Below are 23,300 nucleotides of genomic sequence, written 5' to 3'. Positions count from 1 at the left end.
CCCCGTGCAAACGGTGGCGGCTTTTTTATTTGAACACCTGTTTCAGCGATTGCGCCTCAAGCAGCGCATCGCTCCACGCATCCAGTTGCGCCTCGCTGGCCTTGGCCAACTTGCTGCTGACGGTCTTCGGCAGCGGCCCGAAGCGCCGTGCCAGCTGCCGCTCCAACAACGCCACCGCCCCCAGCTTGCGCCCCTGCTGCAAACCTTCCTCCAAGCCAGCCAAGCGGCCTTTCGCAACGCCCTGTTCCAAGCCCTGTTCCAAGCCTTGCTCCAAACCTTGCTCCAGTCCTTGCTCCAGTCCTTGTTCCAGGCCTTCCTTCCGTCCCGCCTTCCGCCCTTCTTGCAGCCCCTTCTTAAGTCCTTTCTGCCATCCCTTATCCATGAACGACTGTTCCAATGGCGTGATCCATTCCATTTTGCGCTCCTTTTCCAACTGCCGGACAGCCTGCCAATAACGCTGTTGGTATGCCTCAGGCAAGGCCATCATCCAGTTGATCACTTTGAATAATACGATTATGCGCGATCTGCTCCAGCGATGCTGATACAGTAATTTGGTCAACTGCCACTTGGACGCAAACAGCGTGTCGGCATCATGGCGAGCCTGCTGCGTGCACAGATGGGCCAGCGTGACCAAGGCGAATGGATTGTCGGAGGCCATCAGCGCGTCGGTTTGGTCTGCATATTCGAGCAGCTTGGCAACGGCAAATGAAAAATGCATTGTTGTACCCAGAGCCTCGCTATGAAAAGCGTCTGGACGCCAATTGGGGTCGCCATCGGCCAGCAGCACCAGGCTGGCAACCGGCCGTTGGTAGTCGTTGAAAATCCGGAAGTTGTATTGCAATATGCGCCACGCCAGCCCGGTGTCGCGCTGGGCTTGCACCTCAATGTGAACCAGCACCCATCTTGCACCGCCGTCGTGCAGGTAGACCTCGACAAGTTTATCCGCCACCATGGCGTTCGGGGCATCGCCGAAACCGATGCTGGTCAACTCCTTGTCCCGGAAGCGCGGACGTTTCGACCAGTCGATCTGCGCGCATAGCTCAGCAAAAAAGAATTCCATGAAGACGCGGAAAGCGTGTGCGATGGCGGCTTTCCAAGGCAAATCATAGCGGGCGGGTGGCGCGGTGTTTGTCATCGTTCTAGTTTAGAGGCGTGCCGGCCCCGCCGTATTGATGAGCTACAAAATCCGTGCAGACGGTTTTTTATTTATAATGCCGGCATGCCTCCATTGTTCCAGCACCGGCGCCTTACCAGTCTGATCGTCTTCCTGTCGATCTTGCTGAACCTGTGCGCGCCGGCCATTGGGCGGGCGGTCACGCTCGCCTCCGACCCGCTGGCGATGGACATTTGCAGTACCGCCGCAGCCCGTAGCAACCCAGCCCCGACCCCAGACAAGCAGCCGGCGCATAGTCTCAAGCATTGTGAATTCTGCGTCACCCACGCCAGCGGCGAGGCGCCGTCGCCCGCCCCGGCCGGCGGGCTCGCCGCGCTGGAAGGCCATGACGACTACCCGCAAACGCCCGGCACCGCGCCAGCCCTGCCGCTGGCCTGGTCCGAAGCCCAACCGCGCGGACCGCCTGCGGCCGGCTGATCCGCCTTCTGCCGCAGCGCCGCGCCGTCCATATCCGCGCCGCCCTGCGCCCCTTCTATCGCTAAAACAGGATTCACCATGCAACGTCGTTCGTTTATCTCGTCGTTGGCCGCCCTGCCCTTGCTGGCCTCCACGGCGCATGCCGCATCGGGCTTCACCGCCATCGACATCACCGGCGCCAGCATCGGCCCGGACTACCAACTGTCCTACACCAATGGCAAGCCGGCCTCGCTGCGCGACTTCAAGGGCAAGCTGGTGCTGCTGTTCTTCGGCTTCACCCAGTGCCCGGACGTCTGCCCCACCGCCCTGTCGCGCGCGGTGGAAATCAAGCGCCTGCTGGGCGAGGACGGCAACAAGCTGCAAGTCGTCTTCGTCACCGTCGACCCGGAGCGCGACACCGCGCCGCTGCTGGACGAGTACATGCGCGCCTTCGATCCGACCTTCGTGGCCGTGCGCGGCAACCTGGAGCAGACCGCCAAGACCGCCAAGGACTTCAAGATCTTCTACCGCAAGGTGCCCAGCGGCAGCTCCTACACCATGGACCACACCGCCCTCACCTACGTGTTCGACGCCAGCGGCAAAATCCGCCTGGCGATGAAGCACGAGCAAACCGCACAACAGTGCGCAGCCGACCTGCGCCTGCTGCTGAACCCTAAAAAAGAAACCGGCTTCCTGAAAGGACTCTTCCAATGAAAAAACTACTCTCCCTGCTGCTGATGGCAGCCCTGCCCGCCCTGGCCCAGGTCACCGTCGGCGAACCATGGGTGCGCGCCACCGTGGCCGCACAAAAAGCCACCGGCGCCTTCATGACGCTGACCTCGACACAAAACGTCAAACTGGTCGGCGTCAGCTCGCCTGCCGCCGGCATCGTCGAAGTGCATGAAATGAAAATGGACAACGACATGATGCGCATGCGCCAGATTCCAGCGCTGGATCTGCCGGCCGGCAAGCCGGTCAAGCTGGCGCCGGGCGGCTACCACCTGATGCTGCTGGACCTGAAGCAGCCGCTGAAGGACGGCGACAAGGTCGCGCTGACGCTGGAGATCGAAGATGCGCAAAAGGTGCGCAGCAAGGTGGTGGTCGACGCGCCGGTCAAGCCCCTCAACGCCGCGCATTGAAGCCGGCTAGCGCAGCACGCTGAACGCCCACCACGCCAGCACGGCGATCAGCAAATAAGGCCACGACCGCAGCGAGATTTTCCAGTCTGTGGTCGAGGGCCAGCACGCCAGGAATTGCGGCGCCACGGCAAACGCCAGCGCCACATCGACCCATTGGAAATGCAGTCCGCTGCGCGTGCGCCACCAGGCCACCACGAACGGCAGCACCACCACCGCGAACGGCGCCAGCGCCGACGGCGCCGCGTTATACCAGCGCACCCGCGTCAGCCTTACCGATCCCAGTTCCCAGCCTTGCCCGACGCGACGCGGTATCACCGTGAACGCGGCCGGCCGCGCGCCCGTCAGCAGGCCGGCGACAAAATGCGCCAGCTCATGGCACAGCGTGCCCGCAACGGTAAACAGGAAAAAGAAGGGATGCCGCGCCGATAAGACACGGATCAGCAGCGCCAGCAGCAGTGACGGCGCCAGGTAGATCAGGATGTCGCGGTGGTCGCACAACCACGAGGGCGCGAGCACGCTACATTCGAACAGGGTGTGCATGCGGCATCCTCGCACGGACGCCGCACACAGTCAACGCCGTTCCCGCGCAGGCGGAAACGGCATCGGCCTTCTTACGCCGAGATGGCGGCGTTGAAGGTGGCGCTTGGACGCATGACCGCTTCGGTCTTGGCTGGATCAGGGTAGTAGTAACCACCGATGTCCTGCGCCTGACCTTGAACGCTGTTCAGTTCATCAACGATCTTGGTCTCGTTTTCCGACAGCGACTTGGCCAGCGGCGCGAAGTACGCGGCCAGTTCAGCATCTTCGGTCTGCGAGGCCAAGCCTTGCGCCCAGTACAGCGACAGGTAGAAGTGGCTGCCACGGTTGTCCAGCTCACCGGTGCGGCTCGATGGCGACTTGCTGTTGTCCAGCAGTTTGCCGGTCGCTTCGTCCAGGGTCTTGGCCAGCAGCTTCGCTTTGTTGTTGCCTGCCTTGATGCCCAGCTCTTCCAGCGATACCGCCAGCGCCAGGAACTCGCCCAGCGAATCCCAACGCAGGTGGTTTTCTTCGACCAGCTGCTTGACGTGTTTCGGAGCCGAACCGCCGGCGCCGGTTTCGTACATGCCGCCACCGGCCATCAGCGGAACGATGGACAGCATCTTGGCCGAGGTGCCCAGTTCCAGGATCGGGAACAGGTCGGTCAGGTAATCGCGCAGGATGTTGCCGGTCACCGAGATGGTGTCCAGGCCGCGCGAGACGCGTTCCAGGGTGTAACGCATGGCGCGGGTCTGCGACATGATGTGGATGTCCAGGCCGGCGGTATCGTGATCCTTCAGGTAGACCTGAACTTTCTTGATCACTTCGGCTTCGTGCGGACGGTAGGTATCCAGCCAGAACACGGCAGGCATGCCCGACTGGCGTGCGCGGGTCACTGCCAGCTTGACCCAGTCGCGAATCGGTGCGTCCTTGACCTGGCACATGCGCCAGATGTCGCCCTGCTCCACGGTCTGGGTCAACAGCACTTCGCCGGTGGCCAGGTCGGTGATGTTGGCGATGCCGCCTTCAGGCACTTCGAAGGTCTTGTCGTGCGAGCCGTATTCTTCGGCTTGCTGCGCCATCAGGCCGACGTTCGGCACGGTGCCCATGGTGGTCGGGTCGAAGTTGCCATGCCATTTGCAGAAGTTGATCATCTCCTGGTAGATACGGGCGAAGGTCGACTCAGGCATCACGGCCTTGACGTCGGCGGTGCGGCCATCGGCGCCCCACATTTTGCCGCCGATGCGGATCATGGCCGGCATCGATGCGTCGACGATCACGTCGTTCGGCGAATGGAAGTTGGTGATGCCCTTGGCCGAATCGACCATGGCCAGCTTCGGACGGTGTTCGTGGCAGGCGTGCAGGTCTTTGAGGATCTCGTCCTTCTGCGACGACGGCAGTTTTTCGATCTTGTCGTACAGGTTGACCATGCCGTTGTTGACGTTCACGCCCAGTTCCTCGAACAGCTTGGCGTGTTTTTCAAACGCTTCCTTGTAGAAGATGCGCACGCAGTGACCGAACACGATCGGGTGCGACACCTTCATCATGGTGGCTTTCACGTGCAGCGAGAACATCACGCCGGTCTTGTACGCGTCGTCGATTTCCTTCTCGTAGAACTCCAGCAGCGCTTTCTTGCTCATGAACATGGAGTCGATGATTTCGCCGGCTTGCAGCGAGACCTTCGGTTTCAGCACGATGGTCTTGCCGGAGGCGGTGATCAGTTCCATCTTGACGTCGCGCGGCTTGTCCAGGGTCATGGACTTTTCACCGTGGTAGAAGTCGCCATGGTGCATGTGCGACACGTGGGTGCGCGATGCCTGGCTCCATTCGCCCATCGAGTGCGGGTGCTTGCGTGCGTACTCTTTCACGGCTTTTGGCGCGCGGCGGTCGGAGTTGCCTTCGCGCAGGACCGGATTGACGGCCGAGCCGGTGCACTTGCTGTAGCGTGCCTTCAGGGCTTTGTCTTCGTCGGTCTTTGGATCTTCCGGATAGTCCGGCAGCTTGTAGCCCTTGCCTTGCAGTTCGCGCACGGCGGCTTGCAGTTGGGCCACCGAGGCCGAAATGTTCGGCAACTTGATGATGTTGGCGTCCGGGCTCTGGGTCAGCGCGCCCAGCTCGGCCAGGGTGTTCGGCAGTTTTTGCGCATCGGTCAGATACTCAGGGAATTCGGCCAACACGCGCGCCGCGACGGAGATGTCGCTCGAGACCACGTCGATGTCAGCTGGTGCCGTGAACTTCTTGATGATCGGCAGCAGAGAGTACGTTGCCAGCAGTGGCGCTTCGTCGGTCAGCGTGTAGATGATCTTTGATTTTTGTGATGCCATGTCGATTTCCTCGGTAAACGATCGGTGCTTGGTTTAATTCCGCCCGTTATTTTAAACCTTCCCCCCGTATTTGTGCAAACGATGCCACTCTAATCATAGAGACTCTTGTCATCATACAACTTCAACACGCACCGGCGTGGTGCATCTGTATTGAAATCAACAAGTTAAACGGTTACTAGCAGAACGCAAGATGATATTAAGTTGTACGACGTCCTATATCTACGCTATGATCGTCGCACCAAAAGCAAGGAGACCGCATGACCACGCCACAACCCCAAGCCACCCGCGTCCGCTGGATGATCCTGGCTATCCTGTTCGCTGTAACGACGATTAACTACGCCGACCGCGCCACCATCGCGATCGCCGGCCCCGAGCTCAAAAAGCTGCTCGGCCTGAGTCCGGTCCAGATGGGCTTTGTGTTCTCGGCCTTCGCCTGGTCCTATGTGCTGGCGCAATTGCCGGGCGGCTGGCTGCTGGACCGCTTCGGCTCCAAGATCACCTATTTCTTCAGTATTTTCCTGTGGTCGCTGTTCACCATGCTGATGGGCGGCGTCGGCTTCTTCACCGGCGCGGCGGCGGTGACGGCGCTGTTTACCCTGCGCCTGCTGATCGGCGCGGCGGAAGCGCCCTCCTTCCCCGGCAATTCGCGCATCGCCTCGGCCTGGTTCCCCACCAGCGAGCGCGGCACGGCGGCCGCCATCTTCAACTCGGCCCAGTATTTCGCCACCGTGCTGTTCGCCCCGATCATGGGCTGGCTGGTGCACTCGTTCGGCTGGGAGAGCGTGTTCTTCGTCATGGGCGGCCTCGGCATCATCATGGCCTTCATCTGGATGAAAACGGTCTACGGCCCGAAGGACCACCCGAAAGCCAATGCCGCCGAAATCGCCTACATCGAGGCCGGCGGCGCGCTGGTGGACCTGGAAAGCAAGAACCGGATCGCCGCCACCAGCAAGCTCGACACCTGGGCCTGCATCAAGCAACTGCTGGGCAACCGCATGCTGCTGGGCGTCTACATCGGCCAGTACTGCATCAACACCCTGACCTATTTCTTCCTGACCTGGTTCCCGGTCTACCTGGTGCAGGAACGCCACATGACCATCCTGAAGGCCGGCTTCGTGGCCGCGCTGCCGGCGGTGGCGGGCTTCCTCGGCGGCGTGCTGGGCGGCGTTATTTCCGATCGCCTGATCAAGGCCGGCAAATCGCAGTCGGTGGCGCGCAAGACGCCTATCGTCTGCGGCATGCTGCTGTCGACCTCGATGGTGATCTGTAATTACGTGGAAACCGACTGGCTGGTCATCGCCGTGATGTCGCTGGCCTTCTTCGGCAAGGGCATCGGCGCGCTGGGCTGGGCGGTGGTGGCGGACACCTCGCCCAAGGAAGCGGGCGGCATGAGCGGCGCGCTGTTCAACACCTTCGGCAACACCGCCGGCATCACCACCCCGATCGTGATCGGCTACATCCTGCAGGCCACCGGTTCGTTCGCCGGCGCCCTGGTGTTCGTCGGCGCCAACGCGGTGGTGACCATCCTGTGCTACCTGTTCATGGTGGGCGAGATCAAGCGCTTTGAATTCAAGTCGCCCGTAATGCGCAAGATCGAAGACGCGAAAGCCGCCTAAGGGTTCAAGCGCGCACGACAAGAAGGCGATCTTCCTGTAAATTGTCGGATTCCAATTTACATTGCTTGAACATTATGCCTCCACGGCCACGGTTGACGTTTTCCTTGCGGTATTTGCTGATTATGCTGACCGCGATCGGATTACTGCCCCTGGCCCTGCTGGGGGCCTGGAGCCTGCAGGCCGCCGCCGAGTACAAGGAGCGCGAGCAGGAACGCTGGATGCTGGACCTGGCGCGCGCCCTGTCGAGCGCCACCGACGCCGAACTCGACAACGCCGTCGCCGTGCTGACCGGCCTCGGCGGCGTGCCCTCCCTGCAAAGCGGTGACCTGCCCACCTTCCACGCGGCCGCCCGCAGCGTGGTCAAGGCCCAGCCGGACTGGGTGGGCGTGATCCTCACCGACGACAGCGGCAAGGTCCTGCTGCGCACCATGGATGCCTACGGGGCGCCTGCGCCCCCGGTGGCCGATCCGCAAAGCCTGCAAACGGTGCTGACCACCGGCCAGCCGGTGGCCGGCGCCATCGCGCGCGGCCCTGGCGGCCGCGCCGCCTTCCCGGTGCGGGTGCCCGTCACCGACGCCAGCGGCAAACTCTACACCCTCACCGCTGTGATCCTGCCGGACCGCATGGTGCGCCTGATCGCGCGCCAGCAGGTGCCGGCGAGCACCATCATCGGCATCCGCGACTGCGCGCGCGCCCTGGTGGCGCGCTCGCGCGACCAGGAGCGCATGGTCGGCGGCCAGCCCAGCTCATCACTGATGTCGCTGATGCGCAGCCAGGGCGCGGAAGGCTACGGCGGCGCCCTCTCCAGCGAAAACCTGCGGATGACCACCGGCTACACCACCCGCTCGCGCTACGGCTGGGCGGTGGTCGTCGGCCAGCCGGTCGATAGCCTGCGCGCGGCCGCCTTCGAGCGCATGGGCGTGTTCGGCGTCGGCATCGCGCTGTCGCTGCTGGGCGGCATCGTGCTGGCCTCGCTGCTGTCGAACCGCCTGGTGTCCGCCATCGGTTCCCTGCAACGCAACGCCGCCGCGTTGGGCACCGGCGCACCGCTGGCCCTGGCGCCGTCCGCCATCACCGAGGTGGCGGCGATCGGCGAGGCGCTGCAACAGGCCGAACACCAGCGCAACGTCCAGGAACACGAGCGCGCGCAATTGCTGGAGTCGCTGAACCGCGCGCTGGCCAGCCACCAGGCGGCGCTGGCCGAAGCGCGCCAGGCCGGCCGCGCCAAGGATGAATTCCTGGCCGTGCTGGGCCACGAACTGCGCAATCCGCTCAGCCCCATCGTCACCTCGCTCGACCTGCTGGACGTCCGCAACGACCCCACCAACAGCAAGGAACGCGCCGTCATGCGGCGCCAGGTGGAGCACCTGCGACGGCTGGTCGACGACCTGCTCGACGTCGCGCGCGTCACCTCCGGCAAGCTGGAACTCGACGCCCGCCCGATCAACCTGGCCGAAGTGGTGCGCCACGCGGTACCCTCGTCGCCCGATCAGCAGGTGCGCCTGCTGGCGCCGACCTCCGTGTGGGTGAACGGCGACGACAGCCGGCTGACGCAGGTGCTCAACAACCTGCTGTCGAACGCCTCCCGCTTCGGCAGCAGCTTCACACAGGTGACGCTGAGCGCGGACGACACCCACGCCAGGCTGGAAGTCAGCGACAACGGCATCGGCATGAGCGAGGAACTGATGGCGCGCGTGTTCGAGCCCTTCCATCAGGCGCCGCAATCGCTGGCGCGCCGCACCGGCGGGCTGGGCCTGGGCCTGGCCATCGTGCGCAAGATCGTCGACCTGCACGGCGGCACGGTCAGCGCCCACAGCGCCGGTGCCGGCATGGGCAGCCGCTTCGAGGTGACCCTGCCGCTGGGTGCGCCGCCGCTGGCCGAGGCCGAGCGCGCCGCCGCGCCCGAGGGCGGGCGCATGAACTTGCTGCTGGTGGACGACAACGTCGATGCCGCGCTGGCCGGCGCCGCGCTGCTGGAACTGCTGGGGCATGAGGTGCGGGTGGCCCACAGCGCCGCCGAGGCGCTGGCGGCGGCCAACGACCAGATGCCGCAGGTCGCCATCCTCGACATCGGCCTGCCGGACATGGACGGCTACGCGCTGGCGGCCGCGCTGCGCGTGCTGGCTGACGGCGCAGCGCTGCGCCTGGTGGCCCTGACCGGCTACGGCCAGCGCGAAGACGTAGCGCGCGCCTACGACGGCGACTTCGACCTGCACCTGACCAAGCCGGCCACGGTGGCCGACCTGGAACGCGCCACCGCGCCGCTCAGCTAGCCGCTGGGCTAACCTTCACTGCGGCGATGCTGCTGGCGCGCGAAAATCCGTGGTGCTGCAGAATCTCGACCAGCTCCCCGGGCGCGCTGCCCAGGCGCAGGTTTTCAGCGATCCAGGCGTGCCAGCCGGCGCTGACCTCCAGCGCCTCTTCCGGTATTTCCAGGTCCATGATGAGCTGCGCCAGCAGCGCGTTGATGCGCTTCGTGTCGATCAAGTGCTGGACCACCGCATGCCCCGAATACGGATAAGGATGAAGCGTGCAATTGCCCATGGCCGCCAGCCGCTGGGCGTGCATGGCGTCCAGGTTGACCGATTCCTTGGCGCCCTGCTCCGGCTTGGTGCCGAACACCAGATGGGTCTCCGGCAAAACGCCGCCCGGCGCCCGCGCCATGGCCAGCCCCAGCGCCTGTAAATCGTTATAGCCGCTGGCCGGCGGATCGGCCGCCAGCGCGCGCATCACGGCCAGCCAGCGCCGATCGTGGTACAGCAAGGCCTGCTGCGGATCGAGGAAGGACAAGGGGCCGAAGGCGATCACCTGCTGCGCCTGTAGCAGCAGGCCATACATCAGCGCCGCATAGCCGCCCATCGACTGGCCGATGGTGACCACCTTGCTGGGCTGGATGGCGTCGATCAGCGCGCGCAGGCCAGCCGCCGTTTGGTCCGGGTGCGCGCCCAGGCCGTCGATCTTGCGTTGATACCAGGCGTTGCCCGAATCGCGCACCAGCACCTTGTTGATGTGGCGGCCGCTGGCTTGCTCCAGCTTTTTCAGCCGCCCGTAGAAATCGAAGTCCGGGCGCTTGTCCCAGGACACGAAACCAAACGCGATCACCAGCATTTCGCCCGGCACCACGCGGTCGACCAGCACGTCCTCGGTGCTGGTTTTGACGCGCCGATTATCCAGCGCGGGAAGACCGGTCAGCGTGGGCGGCATGGGGTCAGTGGATTTCGCTGTAGAAGCAGCGGCCGCAGGCCTGGCGGTAGCTTTCGTTGCCGCCGATGCTGATCTGCTCGCCTTCCTTGATGCGCTTGCCGTGTTCGTCGACGCGGATGTTCATGGTGGCTTTCTTGCCGCACGAGCAGATGTTCTTGATTTCTTCCAGATCGTCGGCCAGCGCCAGCAGATACGCCGAGCCGGGGAACGGTTCGCCCAGGAAGTCCGAGCGCAGGCCGTAGGTAATCACCGGCACGCCGCGCACCTGCGCCAGCTGGTGCAGCTGCTTGACCTGTTCCTTGGTCAGGAACTGGGCTTCGTCCACCAGCAGGCAGGCGATCTTCTTGTCGATGGTGAGCAGGAAATCGGTGTTCTTGTCGAACACTTCCGTCTCGCGCTGCGGCCCCAGGCGCGAGGTCACCTTGCCGACGCCGTAGCGGTGGTCGATGGCCGCCGTGAACAGGCGCACCTGCTGGCCCTGCTCTTCATAGTTGTGCGCCACCTGCAGCATTGCGGTGGATTTGCCTGCATTCATCGCAGAGTATCGGAAATAGAGTTTTGCCACTGCAGCCTTCTGGAAATCGAGTTGAGCCTTGAAGCCGCCGATTATATGCGCCCCGATCGATTATTTCTATCGTTGCGATAGAAAATATTCGCTTCCGCTTTAATCGGATACGCTTTAATATTCACTCATCGGGCAGCAACGCCCAGCCAACCAAACTCAAGGAGCCACACCATGAAAACCATCGCCATCGCCCTCGCCGCCACTCTGTTCGTTTCCGTCGCAGCCTCGGCCCAAACCACCGAAGACTACGCTGGCTACGCCAACTTCGTTGCGACCAAGACCCGTGCCGAAGTCAAGGCTGAAACCCTGGCCGCCATCCAGCGCGGCGAGCTGCGCGAAGGCGAGCAATATCCTGGCGCCGTATTCACCGTGCCGGCCGGCCAAAAAACCAAAACCCGCGCCGAAGTAAAGGCGGAACTGGCGGCCTACCGCAATGTGCACCGCGTCATCACCGACGACATCGCCACCGGCCAATAAGCAGGCCATATGCATCGGATGCGCTTAAATAGCGCAGAATCAAAGAAATACGGGAGCGGCATCATCGGCAGAAAAAGCGCATACTTGCTTTTAATGCAGCAAGGAGACGATGATGCGCACCCCCGCTTTGTTCACCCTGATAGGCAAGACGCCGCTCGCCGAGATTACCCGTCTCGATACCGGCCCTTGCCAATTATTCCTTAAACTGGAATCGCAAAACCCCGGCGGCTCGATCAAGGACCGCATCGGCCTGGCCATGATCGAAGCGGCCGAAGCCGCAGGCCTGCTCAAGCCCGGCGGCACCATCATCGAAGCCACCGCCGGCAATACCGGGCTCGGCCTGGCATTGGTGGGGCGGCTGAAAGGCTACCGCGTGCTGCTGGTGGTGCCGGACAAGATGTCCACCGAAAAAGTGCTGCACCTGAAGGCGCTCGGCGCCGAGGTGCGCACCACCCGCTCCGACGTCGGCAAAGGCCATCCCGAGTACTACCAGGACTACGCCGCGCGGCTGGCCGCCGAGATGCCGGGCGCCTGGTATTCGGACCAGTTCAACAATCCCGCCAATCCGCTGGCGCACGAAACTACCACCGGCCCGGAAATCTGGGAACAGATGGGACACGAGGTCGACGCCATCGTGGTCGGCGTCGGCTCGTCCGGCACCCTGACCGGGTTGACGCGCTACTTCCGCAAAGTCGCGCCGCACGTGGAATTCATCCTGGCCGATCCGGCCGGCTCCATCCTGGCCGAATACGTCCAGACCGGCCACGTGTCCGAAACCAGCGGCTCCTGGGCGGTGGAAGGCATAGGCGAAGACTTCATCCCCGCCATCGCCGACATGCGCGGCGTGACCAAGGCCTACACCATCACCGACGTCGACAGCTTCGCCACCGCGCGCGCGCTGTTGAAGGAAGAAGGCATACCGGGCGGCTCCTCCACCGGCACCCTGCTGGCCGCCGCGCTGCGCTACTGCCGCGAACAGACCACGCCCAAGCGGGTGGTCAGCTTCGTCTGCGACACCGGCACCCGCTACCTCTCCAAGGTTTACAACGACGGCTGGATGCGCGACCAGGGTCTGCTCCAACGCCAGCAGCACAGCGATTTGCGCGACCTGATCGGCCGCCGCTTCGACGCCGGGGAAGTCATCAGCGTCATGCCCGAAGACACGCTGATGATCGCCTTCAACCGCATGCGCGCGGCCGACGTGGCGCAGCTGCCGGTGCTGGAAAAAGGCCAGCTGGTGGGCATCATCGACGAATCGGACCTGCTGCTGACGGTGGGCGCAAAACCGGAGCGTTTCAACACGCCGGTCGGCGCCACCATGACGCGGCGCCTGGAACTGCTCAAGCCCTCCTCCGACCTGCACGCGCTGCGCGAAGTGCTGGACCGTGGCCTGACCGCCGTGGTGGCCGACGGCGGCACCTTCTACGGCCTGATCACCCGCTACGATTTGCTCAACCACCTCCGAAGGACGCTATCTTGAATTTGCCCAAAGCCGACAAGAAATCCGCCCTGGCCACGCGTGTCATCCATGCCGGCCAATCGCCCGATCCATCGACCGGCGCCATCATGCCGCCGATCTACGCCACCTCCACCTTCGTGCAATCGAGCCCCGGCGTGCACAAGGGTCTGGACTATGGCCGTTCGCACAATCCCACCCGCTGGGCGCTGGAGCGCTGCGTGGCCGATCTGGAAAGCGGCGCCCAGGGCTTCGCCTTCGCCTCCGGCCTGGCCGCCATCTCGACGGTGCTGGAACTGGCCGACGCCGGCTCGCACATCATCGCCGGTGACGATATGTACGGCGGCACCTACCGACTGTTCGAGCGTGTGCGCCGCCGCAGCGCCGGCCACCACTTCAGCTACGTCGACCTGACCAATCCGGAAAACCTGCTGGCTGCCATCAAGCCCGAAACCAAAATGGTGTGGGTGGAGACGCCCACCAATCCCATGCTCAAACTGGCCGACCTGCAGGCCATCGGCAAGATCTGCCGCGAGCGCGGCATCATCGCCATCGCCGACAACACCTTCGCCAGCCCCATTGTGCAGCGCCCGCTGGAACAGGGCTTCGACATCGTGGTGCACTCGGCCACCAAGTATTTGAACGGCCACTCGGACATCATCGGCGGCGTTGCGGTGGTGGGCGGGGAGCCGCACCAGCAAGCCTGGTGCGAGCAGCTGGCGTTTTTGCAGAATTCGGTGGGCGCCATCGCCGGCCCGTTCGACAGTTTCCTGGCGCTGCGCGGCGTGAAGACGCTGGCCATCCGCATGGAGCGTCACTGTGCCAGCGCGCTGGAACTGGCGCGCTGGCTGGAACAGCAGCCGGAGGTGCGCAAGGTGTTCTACCCCGGCCTGGAATCGCATCCCCAGCACGCGCTGGCGAAACGCCAGATGCAGGGCTTCGGCGGCATCATCTCGATCGACCTGAATACGGACCTGCCGGGCGCGCGCCGCTTCCTGGAAAGCTGCCAGGTGTTCGCGCTGGCCGAGAGCCTGGGCGGGGTCGAGAGCCTGATAGAACATCCGGCCCTGATGACGCACGCCTCCATCCCCGCTGAACAGCGCGCGGCGCTGGGCATCGGCGACGGCCTGATACGGCTATCCGTTGGAATTGAAGATATAGAGGATTTAAGGGCCGATATTCGCCGTTCGCTGGACGCTATTTAGCTGCTAATATCCTGCGCATGGAATTCATACTCATCATCGCTATCGTCGTCGCCCTGTGCTTCGCTTACTCAATCCTCGTGGCCGGCGCCAAGCCGGTGCTCGGCAGCGACTACTACAAGGTGTCCCGGGACGGCCGCGTGCTGCTGGCGGCCGGCTCCAAGGTCACGGCCCTCAAACCGACCCTGTATCCGGAGGGTTTGAAAGTCAAGCTGCGCGGCGGCTCGCGCACCGGCGAGTTCTTCGTCCACGAACTGGTGGCGGAGACCTACCTGCCCAATCCAAACAAGCTGCCGCTGGTGCGCCACAAGGACGGCAACGTCCGCAACAACAAGCTGGAAAACCTGCAGTGGGCCAAAGCAGAAACGGGCGCCGAGGCGCCCGCAAACTAAGTCTTTATTCGCCGGGGTGGTAGCGGCGTTCCAGGTTCTTCTCCACGTCCGCCTTGTAGAACAAGACTTCCTTGAATTCACCGCGCGCGTACATCGCGGCCTGGTCGTAGAAATGCGGCGAGGCCGGATTGCCGCTCTGCCCACCCGCCAGGATACTGCGCGCCTTGATGCGCGGCCCAAACTCCACCGCCGCCACAAAGCTGTTGCCACGTTCACCGTAGATGCGCTTGGTCTTCTGCTTGGACGTCATGCCATACGCCGCCAGCGAACCCCAGTTGGCCGACGCGAACGCCACCGGCAAGCTCGGTTTGCTGTCGTCGAACGGTTGCACCACGTCGCCGGTCAGGCGCTGGAAGCGGTTGATCTCGCCCCACGGCGTTTGCCACTTGCCGAAATCGGCGGTCAATTTCGCCGTAGCGCGCTCCAGCGCTTCCAGCCGCTGCAGCGGCGTGATGGCGGCCTGGATGTAGTCAAGCACCTGCACTTCCTTGGCCTTGGCGGACGGCTGCCAGGTAGTCCACAAATCCTGCACCCAGAAGGTCGCCAGCGAGGTGGCGGTCGATTCCAGCGTGTAGCGCATGTCCCAGCCGCGCAGCGCGGCGATCTGCGGCGCCAGCGCGGCCTTGCGCGCATCGTCCGCCGGCAGTTCATCGTAGGCGGCGAACAGCTGCGGCAGCAGCGGCTCGAAGGCCGGCAGCTGGTTGTCGTAGGACGCGGCGATCAGGCTGTCGATGGTGAAGCCTTTTTTATTTTCCAGCACGCGCACCGCGTGGACGCCGCGCGGGTTCTCCGGATTCATCGACATATAGGCCGGATAATCCTTGACCTTCGGGCTGTATGGTCCGGCGGCGGTGTACGGCCAGTTGTTGGTGTTCTGGATCCAGCCGTTCTTCGGATTGAACAGCGTGATGGTGTCCTTCACCTCGTGCAGGCCTTGCCACTCCGTGGCCGGATTGCTGCCGTCCACCGGATGGCGCCAGTCGAACTGCGGATCTCGGCGCGGAATGAAGTTCCCGTGGAAGTAGGCGATGTTGCCGTCAACGTCCGCATACACGGTGTTGTTGGACGAATTGGTGCGCAACTCCATCGACTTGTAGAACGCCTTGTAGTTGCGCGCCTTGGTACGGCTGAACGACTGCGTCAGCGCTTTCAACGGCTCGTTCATCAGGCGCACGGCGATCCACTTGCCGTCCTTGGCGCGCACGATGGGGCCGTGGTGGCTGTAGTAGACGCGCACCGTCTTGCTGGCCATGCCGTCCTTGCTCTTGTATGGTAGCGCGATATCCACCGCCTTGAGCGGACGCTGTTCGCTGCCGTACTGGTAGAAGAACTGGCCATCCTTTTCGCTGATGGTTTCCAGGTATTCGTCGATGACGTCGCCGCCGCCGGAGGTATGCATCCAGCCCAGGCGATCGTTGAAGCCCTGGTAGACGAAGAACTGGCCCCAGGTCACGGCGCCATAGGCGTTCAGGCCTTCCTGGCTTTGCACCTGGATCTCGGGACGAAAATAGAACGAGGTGTGCGGATTGATCATCAACAGCGCGTGGCCGTTTTTGGTCAGCGCCGGGGCGATGGCGAAACCGTTGGAGCCGCCCGGCTCCTTGTCCAGGTCCGCGCCGTCGCTGGACATTAGCACCGGCGGCATCAGCGGCGGCTTGGCGCCGTTGGCGTACAGCTCCTGCAACTGCTTGATGTCGATGGTTTCGATGTCGCCGCCGATGCTGCCTTCGCTGAAGCTGAGCGCCATCCACGGTTCGAAGCGCGTCAGCAGCGCCGGCTTCACGTCGGGATGCGTTTGCAGGTAGAAGTTCAGGCCATCGGCCCAGGCGTTCATCAGCTTTTTCAGCCAGGCCGGCGCGGCCGCGTACTGGCGCTTGAGTTCATCGGGCTGGATGAACAGTTTCATGCGCAGGTCTTTATACAGCTCGGCCTCGCCCTCCACTTCGGCCAAGCGGCCCATGGCGTTGATGAAGTTGAGTTCCACGCGGTGGAAATCGTCTTCCGCCTGCGCGTACATCATGCCGAACACGGCGTCGGCGTCGGTCTTGCCATAGACATGGGGAATGCCCCACTTGTCGCGCAGGATGGTGACGCGCTTGGCAACGGCCTGGAGCCGCGCCGCCTCGCCTGCAAGAACCGAAGGGACCGCAGGCGCTGCAACCGCCGCGCTCATCGAAACAAAACACATCAAAGCCAACGGGGTGTGCAGACGCTGCATAGTTTTAAAACTCCAATCAGGCGCTGGCCAATTCGGACAGACGGCGTTGCAGGACGGTGATTTCTTCAAGCAGCGCGGCGTTTTTCTGGCGCAGCGCCATGTTCTCGGCGCGCAGTTCGGCCACGTCGGCCGGCATGTCGCTGTAGTCGACGGCCTGCTTGGCTTCCTTCTCCTTGGCCGGACGCGAAGCGGCGCGCAGGTCGCGCACTTCCTTGGCGGCCTTCTGCAATTCCTTCTTGCCGCCGGCGACCGCCGCCAGTTGCACTTCTTCCGGCAACGACGCCACGGTGGCGGCGGCGTTGATCGAAATGGTGCCGGTGCGCACCGCTTCCACGAGCTCCGGCGTGGCGGTTTTCTGGATCTTCTCGATCTGGCCCAGGGTGGCCGTGCTCAGGCGGGCGGCGCGGGCGATGTCCTCGCGCGAAGCCAGCGGCATGGCGGCCGGCTTTTTCGTGACGGCATCGCTTTCTTCCGGCGCGATGCGGGCATCCTCGGCGGCGGCTTCGGCCGCCAGCTCCAGCGCGCGCGCGGCCATGATTTCCTTCTTGCGCAGCGCCAGCACGCCGCGCTGGTAGTCGGAAATACTGCGGCGGCCCAGGTTGTTATCGATCATCCACAGCTTGACGTCTTCCAGGCTGCGGAAACTTGTGTTCTCCGTGACCTTGAACGGCACGCCGTGCTGCTGGCAGATCTGGTAACGGTTGTGGCCGTCCACCAGCACGTCTTCCCACAGCACCAGCGCATCGCGGCAGCCTTCGGTCAGGATGCTGCGCTCCAGCGCCTGGTATTCACTCTCGGTCAGCGGCTCGATGTAAGCGCGCAGTACATCATTGATTTTGATTTGCATATCTATCCTTGAATTCCCGGCGAGGGCCGTGCCCGATCGCCGTCCAGCATGCTACACCATCCGACGGCCAGCCCAAAGAGCTGGGATGCAAGATGGTCACTAAGGCAATTTTAAGAAACGCGTTTTATACTCTTTTCCAGTCAAACGTGCTTTCTCCGCCAATTGACCAAAAGCCCCGACAGGTTCGCCTGCCCGGGGCTTTTCTGTTTTTTTGCACAAACACAACGATATTTTCAGTCTGACAACGACATTATCCTGAGTTCATGTTATCTTAGTTCCATTGGGTAAATATTAATTCTTTGGGGAAATAAAATGATCGCAAAAATGTCGCTCAAACTGTCCGCCTTCGTCGTCGCCGCCGCCTTCAGCACCATGGCCGGCGCCGTGGAAACCGGCCTGCAAGGCCAGTACACGCTGACGTCGAGCGCCACCCAGGTGGTCGGCGACAGCAATCAATACGTGTTCGACTACGCGATCAAGAACGTCAGCCAGGGTTACAAACTCACCCAGACCGGCCTGGACGGCTTCACCATTTACATCCCGAACAGCGCCGAAGTCATCAGCGTGACCGCGCCTACGCCTTACATCGGCGCACCTGGCTATTGGAGCACCGGCGCATCGGCCAGCCTCGACCTGCGCGGCGACGGTTCGCAGAACATGGTGGCGCCAACCGGCTACAAAGCCTTCACTTTCTGGGGTCAGTACACGGAATCGGTGTACCAGATCGGCTCCACCGCCCACTTCAGCATCACGCTGGATAATGTGTCGGTAGGCCAGAACACCGTCGGCGTCTCGACCTACTTCGGCGGCTACGGCGTGCCAAGCGGCCAGGAATTCGCCCACAATGAATACGGCAACTACACCACCTTCACCACCAATGCGGTGTCGGCAATCGCCGCCGTGCCGGAACCGGAAACCTATGCCATGATGCTGGCTGGCCTGGGCCTGGTCGGCCTGATCGCGCGCCGCCGCCGTCAAGCCTGATTGTTGTTCGCCCCACCAAAAAAACGCGCCACGGCGCGTTTTTTTTATGCCATGATTCGGCTCCGACAATAAGGATTTAACATGGTTAACTACATCATCCGCGTTTCTTACCCTGGAGCTGTCAACAGCGACACCTTCGACCGCATCAACGTAGAACTGGCGAAATTCAACGTCGCCGGCGCCATCAAGGCCGACGACGAAAAAGGCTACTACCTGCCCCAAGGCGAGTATTGCTACAGCGGCAGCGAAACCATCAACGAAGTGCGCGACGCCGTGTTCCGCCTCGCCAGCTCGATCCAGGCCGAGCCGCAAGTGCTGGTGCTGGAAGTGACCACACTGTCATGGGCCGGCCTCAAGCTGGTGGAAGGCGCGTAGGCATCGCTGCGCAGTCGTACCAGACGCACCAGGCCCGCACGCAGCGGGCTTTTTTTTCGTCCGGCAGCGCGGTTTAGCGCTGCGCCTTGGCGGCGGCCTTGATCTCGCCGCAGGACATCGGCTTGCCTTTCTTGACGGCCTCCGCTTCCAACTGCTGGCAACCGGTGTAGTTATGCCAGAACACCGCCACATACCCCAGCACACTCAGCGCCACCGCCACAATCGCGCAACCCAACATAAATTTCACGGTCTTTTCGGACGCCATTTCTCTAACCCGGTAAGCAAAAGAGCGCCATGTTAGCACGCGCCTATCGCTTGCCGCAGGCCCTAGCTTGCGCTCCTGCTGGCCAGAACCAGGTTGAGCTTGTCGATGTCGAGCGGCTTGACGAAGTGGTACTGGAAGCCGGCCTGCATGGACTGGCTGCGGTCGTCCGTCCGCCCGTATCCTGTCAGGGCGATGAACAGTGCCGCAGCGGAGCGTTCATCCTCGCGCAAGCGCCGCGCCAGTTCATAGCCGTCCATTTCCGGCAGGCCGATGTCGAGGATGTACACCTCGGGCGGATCGAGACGGGCGGCGCCAATCGCGTCCTGGGGGTGGTGATGGACCGAGACCCGGTGCCCCTGCATTTCCAACAAGGCCGCCAGCGCCTGCGCCGCGTCGACATTGTCGTCGACCACCATGATCGCTATCGGCGCCAGCTCGGCGGACTGCATGCCGCCGAGCATGTGCGTGAAGTCCGCACCGTCCACCTCGGCCGGCAGGGTGACGGTGAAGCGGCTGCCTGTGCCCTGCCCGCGACTCTGCGCCGTGACCTCGCCCCCATGCAGCGCGACGATCGATTTGACCAGCGCCAGACCGATGCCGAGGCCGCCCTGCCCCCGGTCCGGCGAGCGCTCGGCCTGGGTGAACAGATCGAAAATATGCGGCACCAGTTCGGCCTCGATGCCGATGCCGTTGTCGCTGACGCAGATCCGCACCTGCCCGGCCGCCATCGTGACGTCCAGCACGATCTCGCCACCCGGCGGCGTGTATTTGGCTGCGTTGTTCAGCAGGTTGGTGAGCACCTGCACCAGCCGCGTGCGGTCACCCTGGACAAAGACCGGCTCTTCCCCGATATGCACGATGAGATGATGCCTGCGCAGATCGATCAGCCCGCGCGCCTGCTCGATGGCGTTGGCCACCACCGGCTTGATATTGATCGACTCACGCTCCAGCGCCACCAGGCCGCGCGTGACGCGCGAGACGTCCAGCAAATCGTCGATCAGGGCGGTCATGTGCTTGACCTGGCGGCCGATCACCTCGCTCGCGCGCTGAACGCGCGCATCGGTGGGAGCCACCAGCTTGAGCATTTCGGCGGCCGTGACGATGGGCGCCAGCGGATTGCGCAACTCGTGCGCCAGCATGGCCAGGAATTCGTCCTTCTTGCGGTTGGCGACACGCAGCTCCAGCTCCGCGCGATAGCGTTCGGTCACATCAACCGTCACGCCGCGCATACTGGTCGGCCTGCCGTTGATGTCGAACTGCACCTTGCCACGGCTGTCCACCCAGATTTGCTGGTGGTTGTCCGGACGGATGAAGCGCACCACCTGTTGATAGCTGCCCGTCTCGGCAATGGCCTGCCGGTGGGCGGCCGCCACCTGTTCGCGATCTTCCGGATGCACGCAGTCTTGCAGCGCTTGCATTTGTGTCGGTGTGCAGCCTAGCACCGACGGCATGTTTTCGGAATAGGCCAGCTCGCCGGTGTCGATGATCCAATCCCACACCACCATCTTGGCGGCTTCCATGCCGTCGCGCAGGCGCTCCTCGCTCTCGCGCTTGGCCGCCTGCGCCTCGACCGCGTCGGTGACGTCGTAGCCCTGGGCGAAGATGCCGATGGTCTTGCCGTTGGCATCCTTGTAGGGCTGATAGACCAGATCTATGTAGCGTTGTTCCAGCGGCCCGTCCGGCAGCGGCTGAAGCGATATCGGCATGGCGCGCGCCGCCCACTGCTCGCCGGTACGGTACACGCGGTCAAGAAGTTCATCGTAGCCCTGTCCGGCCACTTCAGGCAGGGCTTCCAGCACCGCCTTGCCGATCAGGTCCCGATGCCCTACCAACTGGTAGTACGCCTCGTTGACCATTTCAAAAACGTGCTCCTCACCCATCAGCACCGCGACGAAACCGGGCGCCTGGTTGAACAGGCTGCGCAAATGTTCGCGTTCGTTGTTGAGGATGCGGGTCAGCGCCTCGTGCATCTGCCCCTGGTTGAAGCGATGCGCACCGGCGCCCTCGATCGCAGGCGGTTGCAGCCGCTTGGGCGCGGCTTGTCCATCAAAATGGTAGAACTCGGTCAGGTCGACCGGATTCTGGACCACCAGCGCAAGGCGGCCATCGTCGTCGAAGATCGGCGTGTGCACCGAGCTCCAGTAGCGCTCTTCGAAACGCGGGCCGTCGGCCGTCGGCACCGGCACGGCATAGCGGATAAATGCGCTGGTGTCGGGCTGGCCCTTGGTCAGGGCGCGCATCAGGGAGGCGCGCACCTCAGTCACATCGGTGGCGTCCGGATCGTCGGGATCCGGCGGAAAGGCGTCGAACAAGTAGAGACCGACGAGATCATCTTCGCGCCGCTGAACCGCGCGCAGATAGGCGTCGTTGGCCGCAACGATCCGCAGATCGGGGTCCATGACCAGGTACGGGTACGGCGAGGCCCGCAGCACCGATTCGTAGAGCGAATGTTTCTTCATATTTCATTATCGCATGTTGCCCGGCGTGCGAACGCCCCGTCCACCGGTAAACCGCGACGATAAGCCGATTGCTCAGTGCGCACCGTACGCTGCTGCACGTTGGACGCCGTTGCCGATGGTGTTACTATCAAACCGCCGTCAAGATTGCCACGCACATCTGCGGCCGATGCGGGCTAGTTGCCTGCGGCGAGGCCCCCATGATGCACACTTTCCTGTCGAATAACCGCGCGGAGCTTGAGCGTCGCTGCCGTCAAAAGGTTGCCGCGCGCGACGGGCGCGCCGCCACGGCAAAGCAGCTTCAGGAAGGCGTCCCGCTGTTCCTCGATCAATTGATCAGAACGCTGCAGGTCGAACAATCCGATACGCCTTCGGCGAGCCGCCGCATCTCCGGCCCTGCGGGCGGCGGCGCGGCCTTATCGGAAGTGAGCGTGTCGGCCGCGCAGCACGGCAAGGACTTGCTGGACCTCGGACTCAACGTCGACCAGGTGGTGCACGACTATGGCGACCTGTGCCAGTCGATCACCGACCTGGCGGTCGAACGCGACGTACCGTTCCACGTCGATGAATTCCGTACGCTCAACCGTTGCCTGGACAACGCCATCGCCGACGCCGTCACCGAATTCGGCTACCAACGCGACGCCTTGGCGATCGCCAGCAGCATCGCCGCCTCCGACCTCCGCATCGCCATTTTCGCGGACGAACTACGCAATCTGCTCAGCACCGCCGCGCTGGCCTTCTCTGCGGCGAAGACCGGGAATCTCAGCCTGAGCGGCGCCACAGGGACCATCCTGGAACGCCAACTGAACGGCATGGAGAAACTGATCGTCCGCTCCCTCGACGATTTGCGCCACAGTGCAACAGACCGGGCGAGCCTGATGCTGTATTCGCTGGCGGATTTCATCGAGGAGGTGTATGCGGCGTCGATACCGACGGCGACGCGCTGCGGCTGCACCGTGCGCACATGTGCGGTGGCGCCGGAGCTGGCCTTGCAGGGGGAGCGCGAGATGCTGATGGCGGCGGTGGCGAATCTGCTGCAGAACGCCTTCAAATTCACGCACCCCGGCACGGAAGTCCTGCTCACCGCCTACGCCTCGGGCGAGCGCATCTTGATCGACGTGCGGGATCACTGCGGCGGCTTGGGGAAAGGCGTGGTGGACACGATGTTTTTGCCGTTCTCCCGATCCGGACCTGACCGCACCGGCATGGGCCTAGGCCTGACCATTGCCAAGCAAAGCGTGCTGGCCCATGGCGGAGAATTGACGGTCGTCGACTTGCCGGGAGAGGGCTGCGTGTTTACCATCTGTTTGCCGCGCCATACCTTACTGAACTAAGGTTCTTCAAGTGACGCCGACGGTGTTGGCGGCTTGCTAGGGCAAGATGCGTATCAAGGGATCAGCTTTTGAACCGTTCCACAGCCTTGAAAGCCGCAAGCGTTTTGGACCGCGCCGCGTTGACGCGGTCGAACAGGTCAGCGGCAAGAAGTCCGTACTTTTCGATCTTGGCGCACTGGGCCAGCTCGTGGGCCGTTTCATGCTCTTCGGCCGCCGCCATTGCGTAAGCGCGAAAAGCATCGATACCGTCGGGACTGTAGGTCTGCATAGTTGCCTCATGGTTGTGCACATCGCCTGGCATAAACCAAAGTGGCTACCGCATCAGCATGGGTGTACCTCCAGTACATGGCGACAGTTAAA

Annotated in this window: 22 protein-coding genes; 12 read left to right on the top strand and 10 right to left on the bottom strand. The window is 63.2% G+C overall.

Annotation, left to right across the window (positions count from 1 at the left end):
• Nucleotides 1–25: 25 nt before the first annotated feature.
• Entirely contained in the window at nt 26–1,135 is a 1,110-nt protein-coding gene (locus tag ACXZ1M_RS25990) for an Rpn family recombination-promoting nuclease/putative transposase (protein WP_459050486.1), read from the bottom strand.
• Nucleotides 1,136–1,219: 84 nt separating this feature from the next.
• On the opposite strand from ACXZ1M_RS25990, the gene ACXZ1M_RS25985 reads away from it, so the two are divergent.
• The 3 genes from ACXZ1M_RS25985 (at nt 1,220) to ACXZ1M_RS25975 (ending at nt 2,709) form a co-directional block, all read left to right on the top strand.
• A complete protein-coding gene (locus ACXZ1M_RS25985) occupies nt 1,220–1,591 on the top strand; it encodes a DUF2946 family protein (protein ID WP_459050485.1) in 372 nt (123 codons plus the stop codon).
• Nucleotides 1,592–1,669: 78 nt separating this feature from the next.
• On the top strand, nt 1,670–2,284 hold the full coding sequence (locus ACXZ1M_RS25980; protein ID WP_459050484.1) for an SCO family protein: 615 nt from the start codon (nt 1,670–1,672) through the stop codon (nt 2,282–2,284).
• Nucleotides 2,281–2,709, top strand: coding sequence for a copper chaperone PCu(A)C (locus ACXZ1M_RS25975; RefSeq protein WP_459050483.1), 429 nt, complete (start codon nt 2,281–2,283; stop codon nt 2,707–2,709). The genes ACXZ1M_RS25980 and ACXZ1M_RS25975 overlap by 4 nt, the downstream gene beginning before the upstream one ends.
• Before the next feature lie 6 nt (nt 2,710–2,715).
• On the opposite strand, the gene ACXZ1M_RS25970 is transcribed toward ACXZ1M_RS25975, so the two are convergent.
• Together ACXZ1M_RS25970 and ACXZ1M_RS25965 are read right to left on the bottom strand one after the other, a co-directional pair.
• Nucleotides 2,716–3,249 carry a hypothetical protein gene (locus tag ACXZ1M_RS25970; RefSeq protein ID WP_459050482.1) on the bottom strand — a complete coding sequence of 178 codons (534 nt, stop codon included), beginning with the start codon at nt 3,247–3,249 and terminating at the stop codon, nt 2,716–2,718.
• 71 nt (nt 3,250–3,320) lie between these two features.
• Complete coding sequence (locus ACXZ1M_RS25965; RefSeq protein WP_459050481.1) at nt 3,321–5,549, bottom strand: NADP-dependent isocitrate dehydrogenase; 2,229 nt, start codon at nt 5,547–5,549, stop codon at nt 3,321–3,323.
• Between the two features lie 257 nt (nt 5,550–5,806).
• On the opposite strand from ACXZ1M_RS25965, the gene ACXZ1M_RS25960 reads away from it, so the two are divergent.
• Nucleotides 5,807–7,165, top strand: coding sequence for an MFS transporter (locus ACXZ1M_RS25960; protein ID WP_459050480.1), 1,359 nt, complete (start codon nt 5,807–5,809; stop codon nt 7,163–7,165).
• A 122-nt stretch (nt 7,166–7,287) separates the two neighbouring features.
• Nucleotides 7,288–9,438 carry a hybrid sensor histidine kinase/response regulator gene (locus ACXZ1M_RS25955; RefSeq protein ID WP_459050479.1) on the top strand — a complete coding sequence of 717 codons (2,151 nt, stop codon included), beginning with the start codon at nt 7,288–7,290 and terminating at the stop codon, nt 9,436–9,438.
• Here ACXZ1M_RS25955 and ACXZ1M_RS25950 read toward each other — a convergent pair.
• Both ACXZ1M_RS25950 and ACXZ1M_RS25945 read right to left on the bottom strand, forming a co-directional pair.
• The gene (locus ACXZ1M_RS25950; protein WP_459050478.1) at nt 9,431–10,369 is read right to left on the bottom strand and encodes an alpha/beta fold hydrolase; all 939 of its coding nucleotides are present in this window, start codon (nt 10,367–10,369) and stop codon (nt 9,431–9,433) included. The two genes, ACXZ1M_RS25955 and ACXZ1M_RS25950, sit on opposite strands and share 8 nt — an antisense overlap.
• 4 nt (nt 10,370–10,373) lie before the next feature.
• The gene (locus ACXZ1M_RS25945; RefSeq protein WP_459050477.1) at nt 10,374–10,934 is read right to left on the bottom strand and encodes a thymidine kinase; all 561 of its coding nucleotides are present in this window, start codon (nt 10,932–10,934) and stop codon (nt 10,374–10,376) included.
• Nucleotides 10,935–11,105: 171 nt separating this feature from the next.
• Here ACXZ1M_RS25945 and ACXZ1M_RS25940 point away from each other — a divergent pair, with 171 nt between their 5' ends.
• The 4 genes from ACXZ1M_RS25940 (at nt 11,106) to ACXZ1M_RS25925 (ending at nt 14,461) form a co-directional block, all read left to right on the top strand.
• The gene (locus ACXZ1M_RS25940) at nt 11,106–11,411 is read left to right on the top strand and encodes a DUF4148 domain-containing protein (protein ID WP_459050476.1); all 306 of its coding nucleotides are present in this window, start codon (nt 11,106–11,108) and stop codon (nt 11,409–11,411) included.
• Between the two features lie 112 nt (nt 11,412–11,523).
• Nucleotides 11,524–12,891, top strand: coding sequence for a pyridoxal-phosphate dependent enzyme (locus ACXZ1M_RS25935; RefSeq protein ID WP_459054074.1), 1,368 nt, complete (start codon nt 11,524–11,526; stop codon nt 12,889–12,891).
• On the top strand, nt 12,888–14,072 hold the full coding sequence (locus ACXZ1M_RS25930) for a trans-sulfuration enzyme family protein (protein ID WP_459050475.1): 1,185 nt from the start codon (nt 12,888–12,890) through the stop codon (nt 14,070–14,072). Before ACXZ1M_RS25935 ends, ACXZ1M_RS25930 begins: the two co-directional genes overlap by 4 nt.
• Nucleotides 14,073–14,089: 17 nt before the next feature.
• The gene (locus tag ACXZ1M_RS25925) at nt 14,090–14,461 is read left to right on the top strand and encodes an HNH endonuclease family protein (protein WP_459050474.1); all 372 of its coding nucleotides are present in this window, start codon (nt 14,090–14,092) and stop codon (nt 14,459–14,461) included.
• A 4-nt stretch (nt 14,462–14,465) separates the two neighbouring features.
• On the opposite strand, the gene ACXZ1M_RS25920 is transcribed toward ACXZ1M_RS25925, so the two are convergent.
• Together ACXZ1M_RS25920 and ACXZ1M_RS25915 are read right to left on the bottom strand one after the other, a co-directional pair.
• The gene (locus tag ACXZ1M_RS25920) at nt 14,466–16,679 is read right to left on the bottom strand and encodes an acylase (protein ID WP_459050473.1); all 2,214 of its coding nucleotides are present in this window, start codon (nt 16,677–16,679) and stop codon (nt 14,466–14,468) included.
• Nucleotides 16,680–16,695: 16 nt separating this feature from the next.
• Complete coding sequence (locus ACXZ1M_RS25915; RefSeq protein ID WP_459050472.1) at nt 16,696–17,526, bottom strand: hypothetical protein; 831 nt, start codon at nt 17,524–17,526, stop codon at nt 16,696–16,698.
• 312 nt (nt 17,527–17,838) lie between these two features.
• Here ACXZ1M_RS25915 and ACXZ1M_RS25910 point away from each other — a divergent pair, with 312 nt between their 5' ends.
• Both ACXZ1M_RS25910 and ACXZ1M_RS25905 read left to right on the top strand, forming a co-directional pair.
• Nucleotides 17,839–18,510, top strand: coding sequence for a PEP-CTERM sorting domain-containing protein (locus tag ACXZ1M_RS25910; protein ID WP_459050471.1), 672 nt, complete (start codon nt 17,839–17,841; stop codon nt 18,508–18,510).
• Nucleotides 18,511–18,591: 81 nt separating this feature from the next.
• Complete coding sequence (locus ACXZ1M_RS25905) at nt 18,592–18,885, top strand: hypothetical protein (protein ID WP_459050470.1); 294 nt, start codon at nt 18,592–18,594, stop codon at nt 18,883–18,885.
• Nucleotides 18,886–18,958: 73 nt separating this feature from the next.
• Here the strand turns inward: ACXZ1M_RS25905 and ACXZ1M_RS25900 are convergent, their stop codons facing one another.
• Entirely contained in the window at nt 18,959–19,132 is a 174-nt protein-coding gene (locus ACXZ1M_RS25900; RefSeq protein ID WP_459050469.1) for a hypothetical protein, read from the bottom strand.
• 80 nt (nt 19,133–19,212) lie between these two features.
• Nucleotides 19,213–21,609, bottom strand: a complete 2,397-nt coding sequence (locus ACXZ1M_RS25895) for an ATP-binding protein (protein WP_459050468.1) — start codon at nt 21,607–21,609, stop codon at nt 19,213–19,215.
• Between the two features lie 197 nt (nt 21,610–21,806).
• Between ACXZ1M_RS25895 and ACXZ1M_RS25890 the strand changes: the two genes are divergently transcribed.
• Nucleotides 21,807–22,940 (top strand): sensor histidine kinase, encoded by a 1,134-nt coding sequence (locus ACXZ1M_RS25890; RefSeq protein WP_459050467.1) that lies wholly within the window; start codon nt 21,807–21,809, stop codon nt 22,938–22,940.
• Between the two features lie 61 nt (nt 22,941–23,001).
• Here the strand turns inward: ACXZ1M_RS25890 and ACXZ1M_RS25885 are convergent, their stop codons facing one another.
• Nucleotides 23,002–23,208, bottom strand: coding sequence for a hypothetical protein (locus tag ACXZ1M_RS25885; protein ID WP_459050466.1), 207 nt, complete (start codon nt 23,206–23,208; stop codon nt 23,002–23,004).
• Nucleotides 23,209–23,300 lie beyond the last annotated feature (92 nt).

The sequence above is a fragment of the Duganella paludis genome, from assembly GCF_054461335.1.
This window is presented reverse-complemented; position numbering and strand designations above follow the sequence as displayed.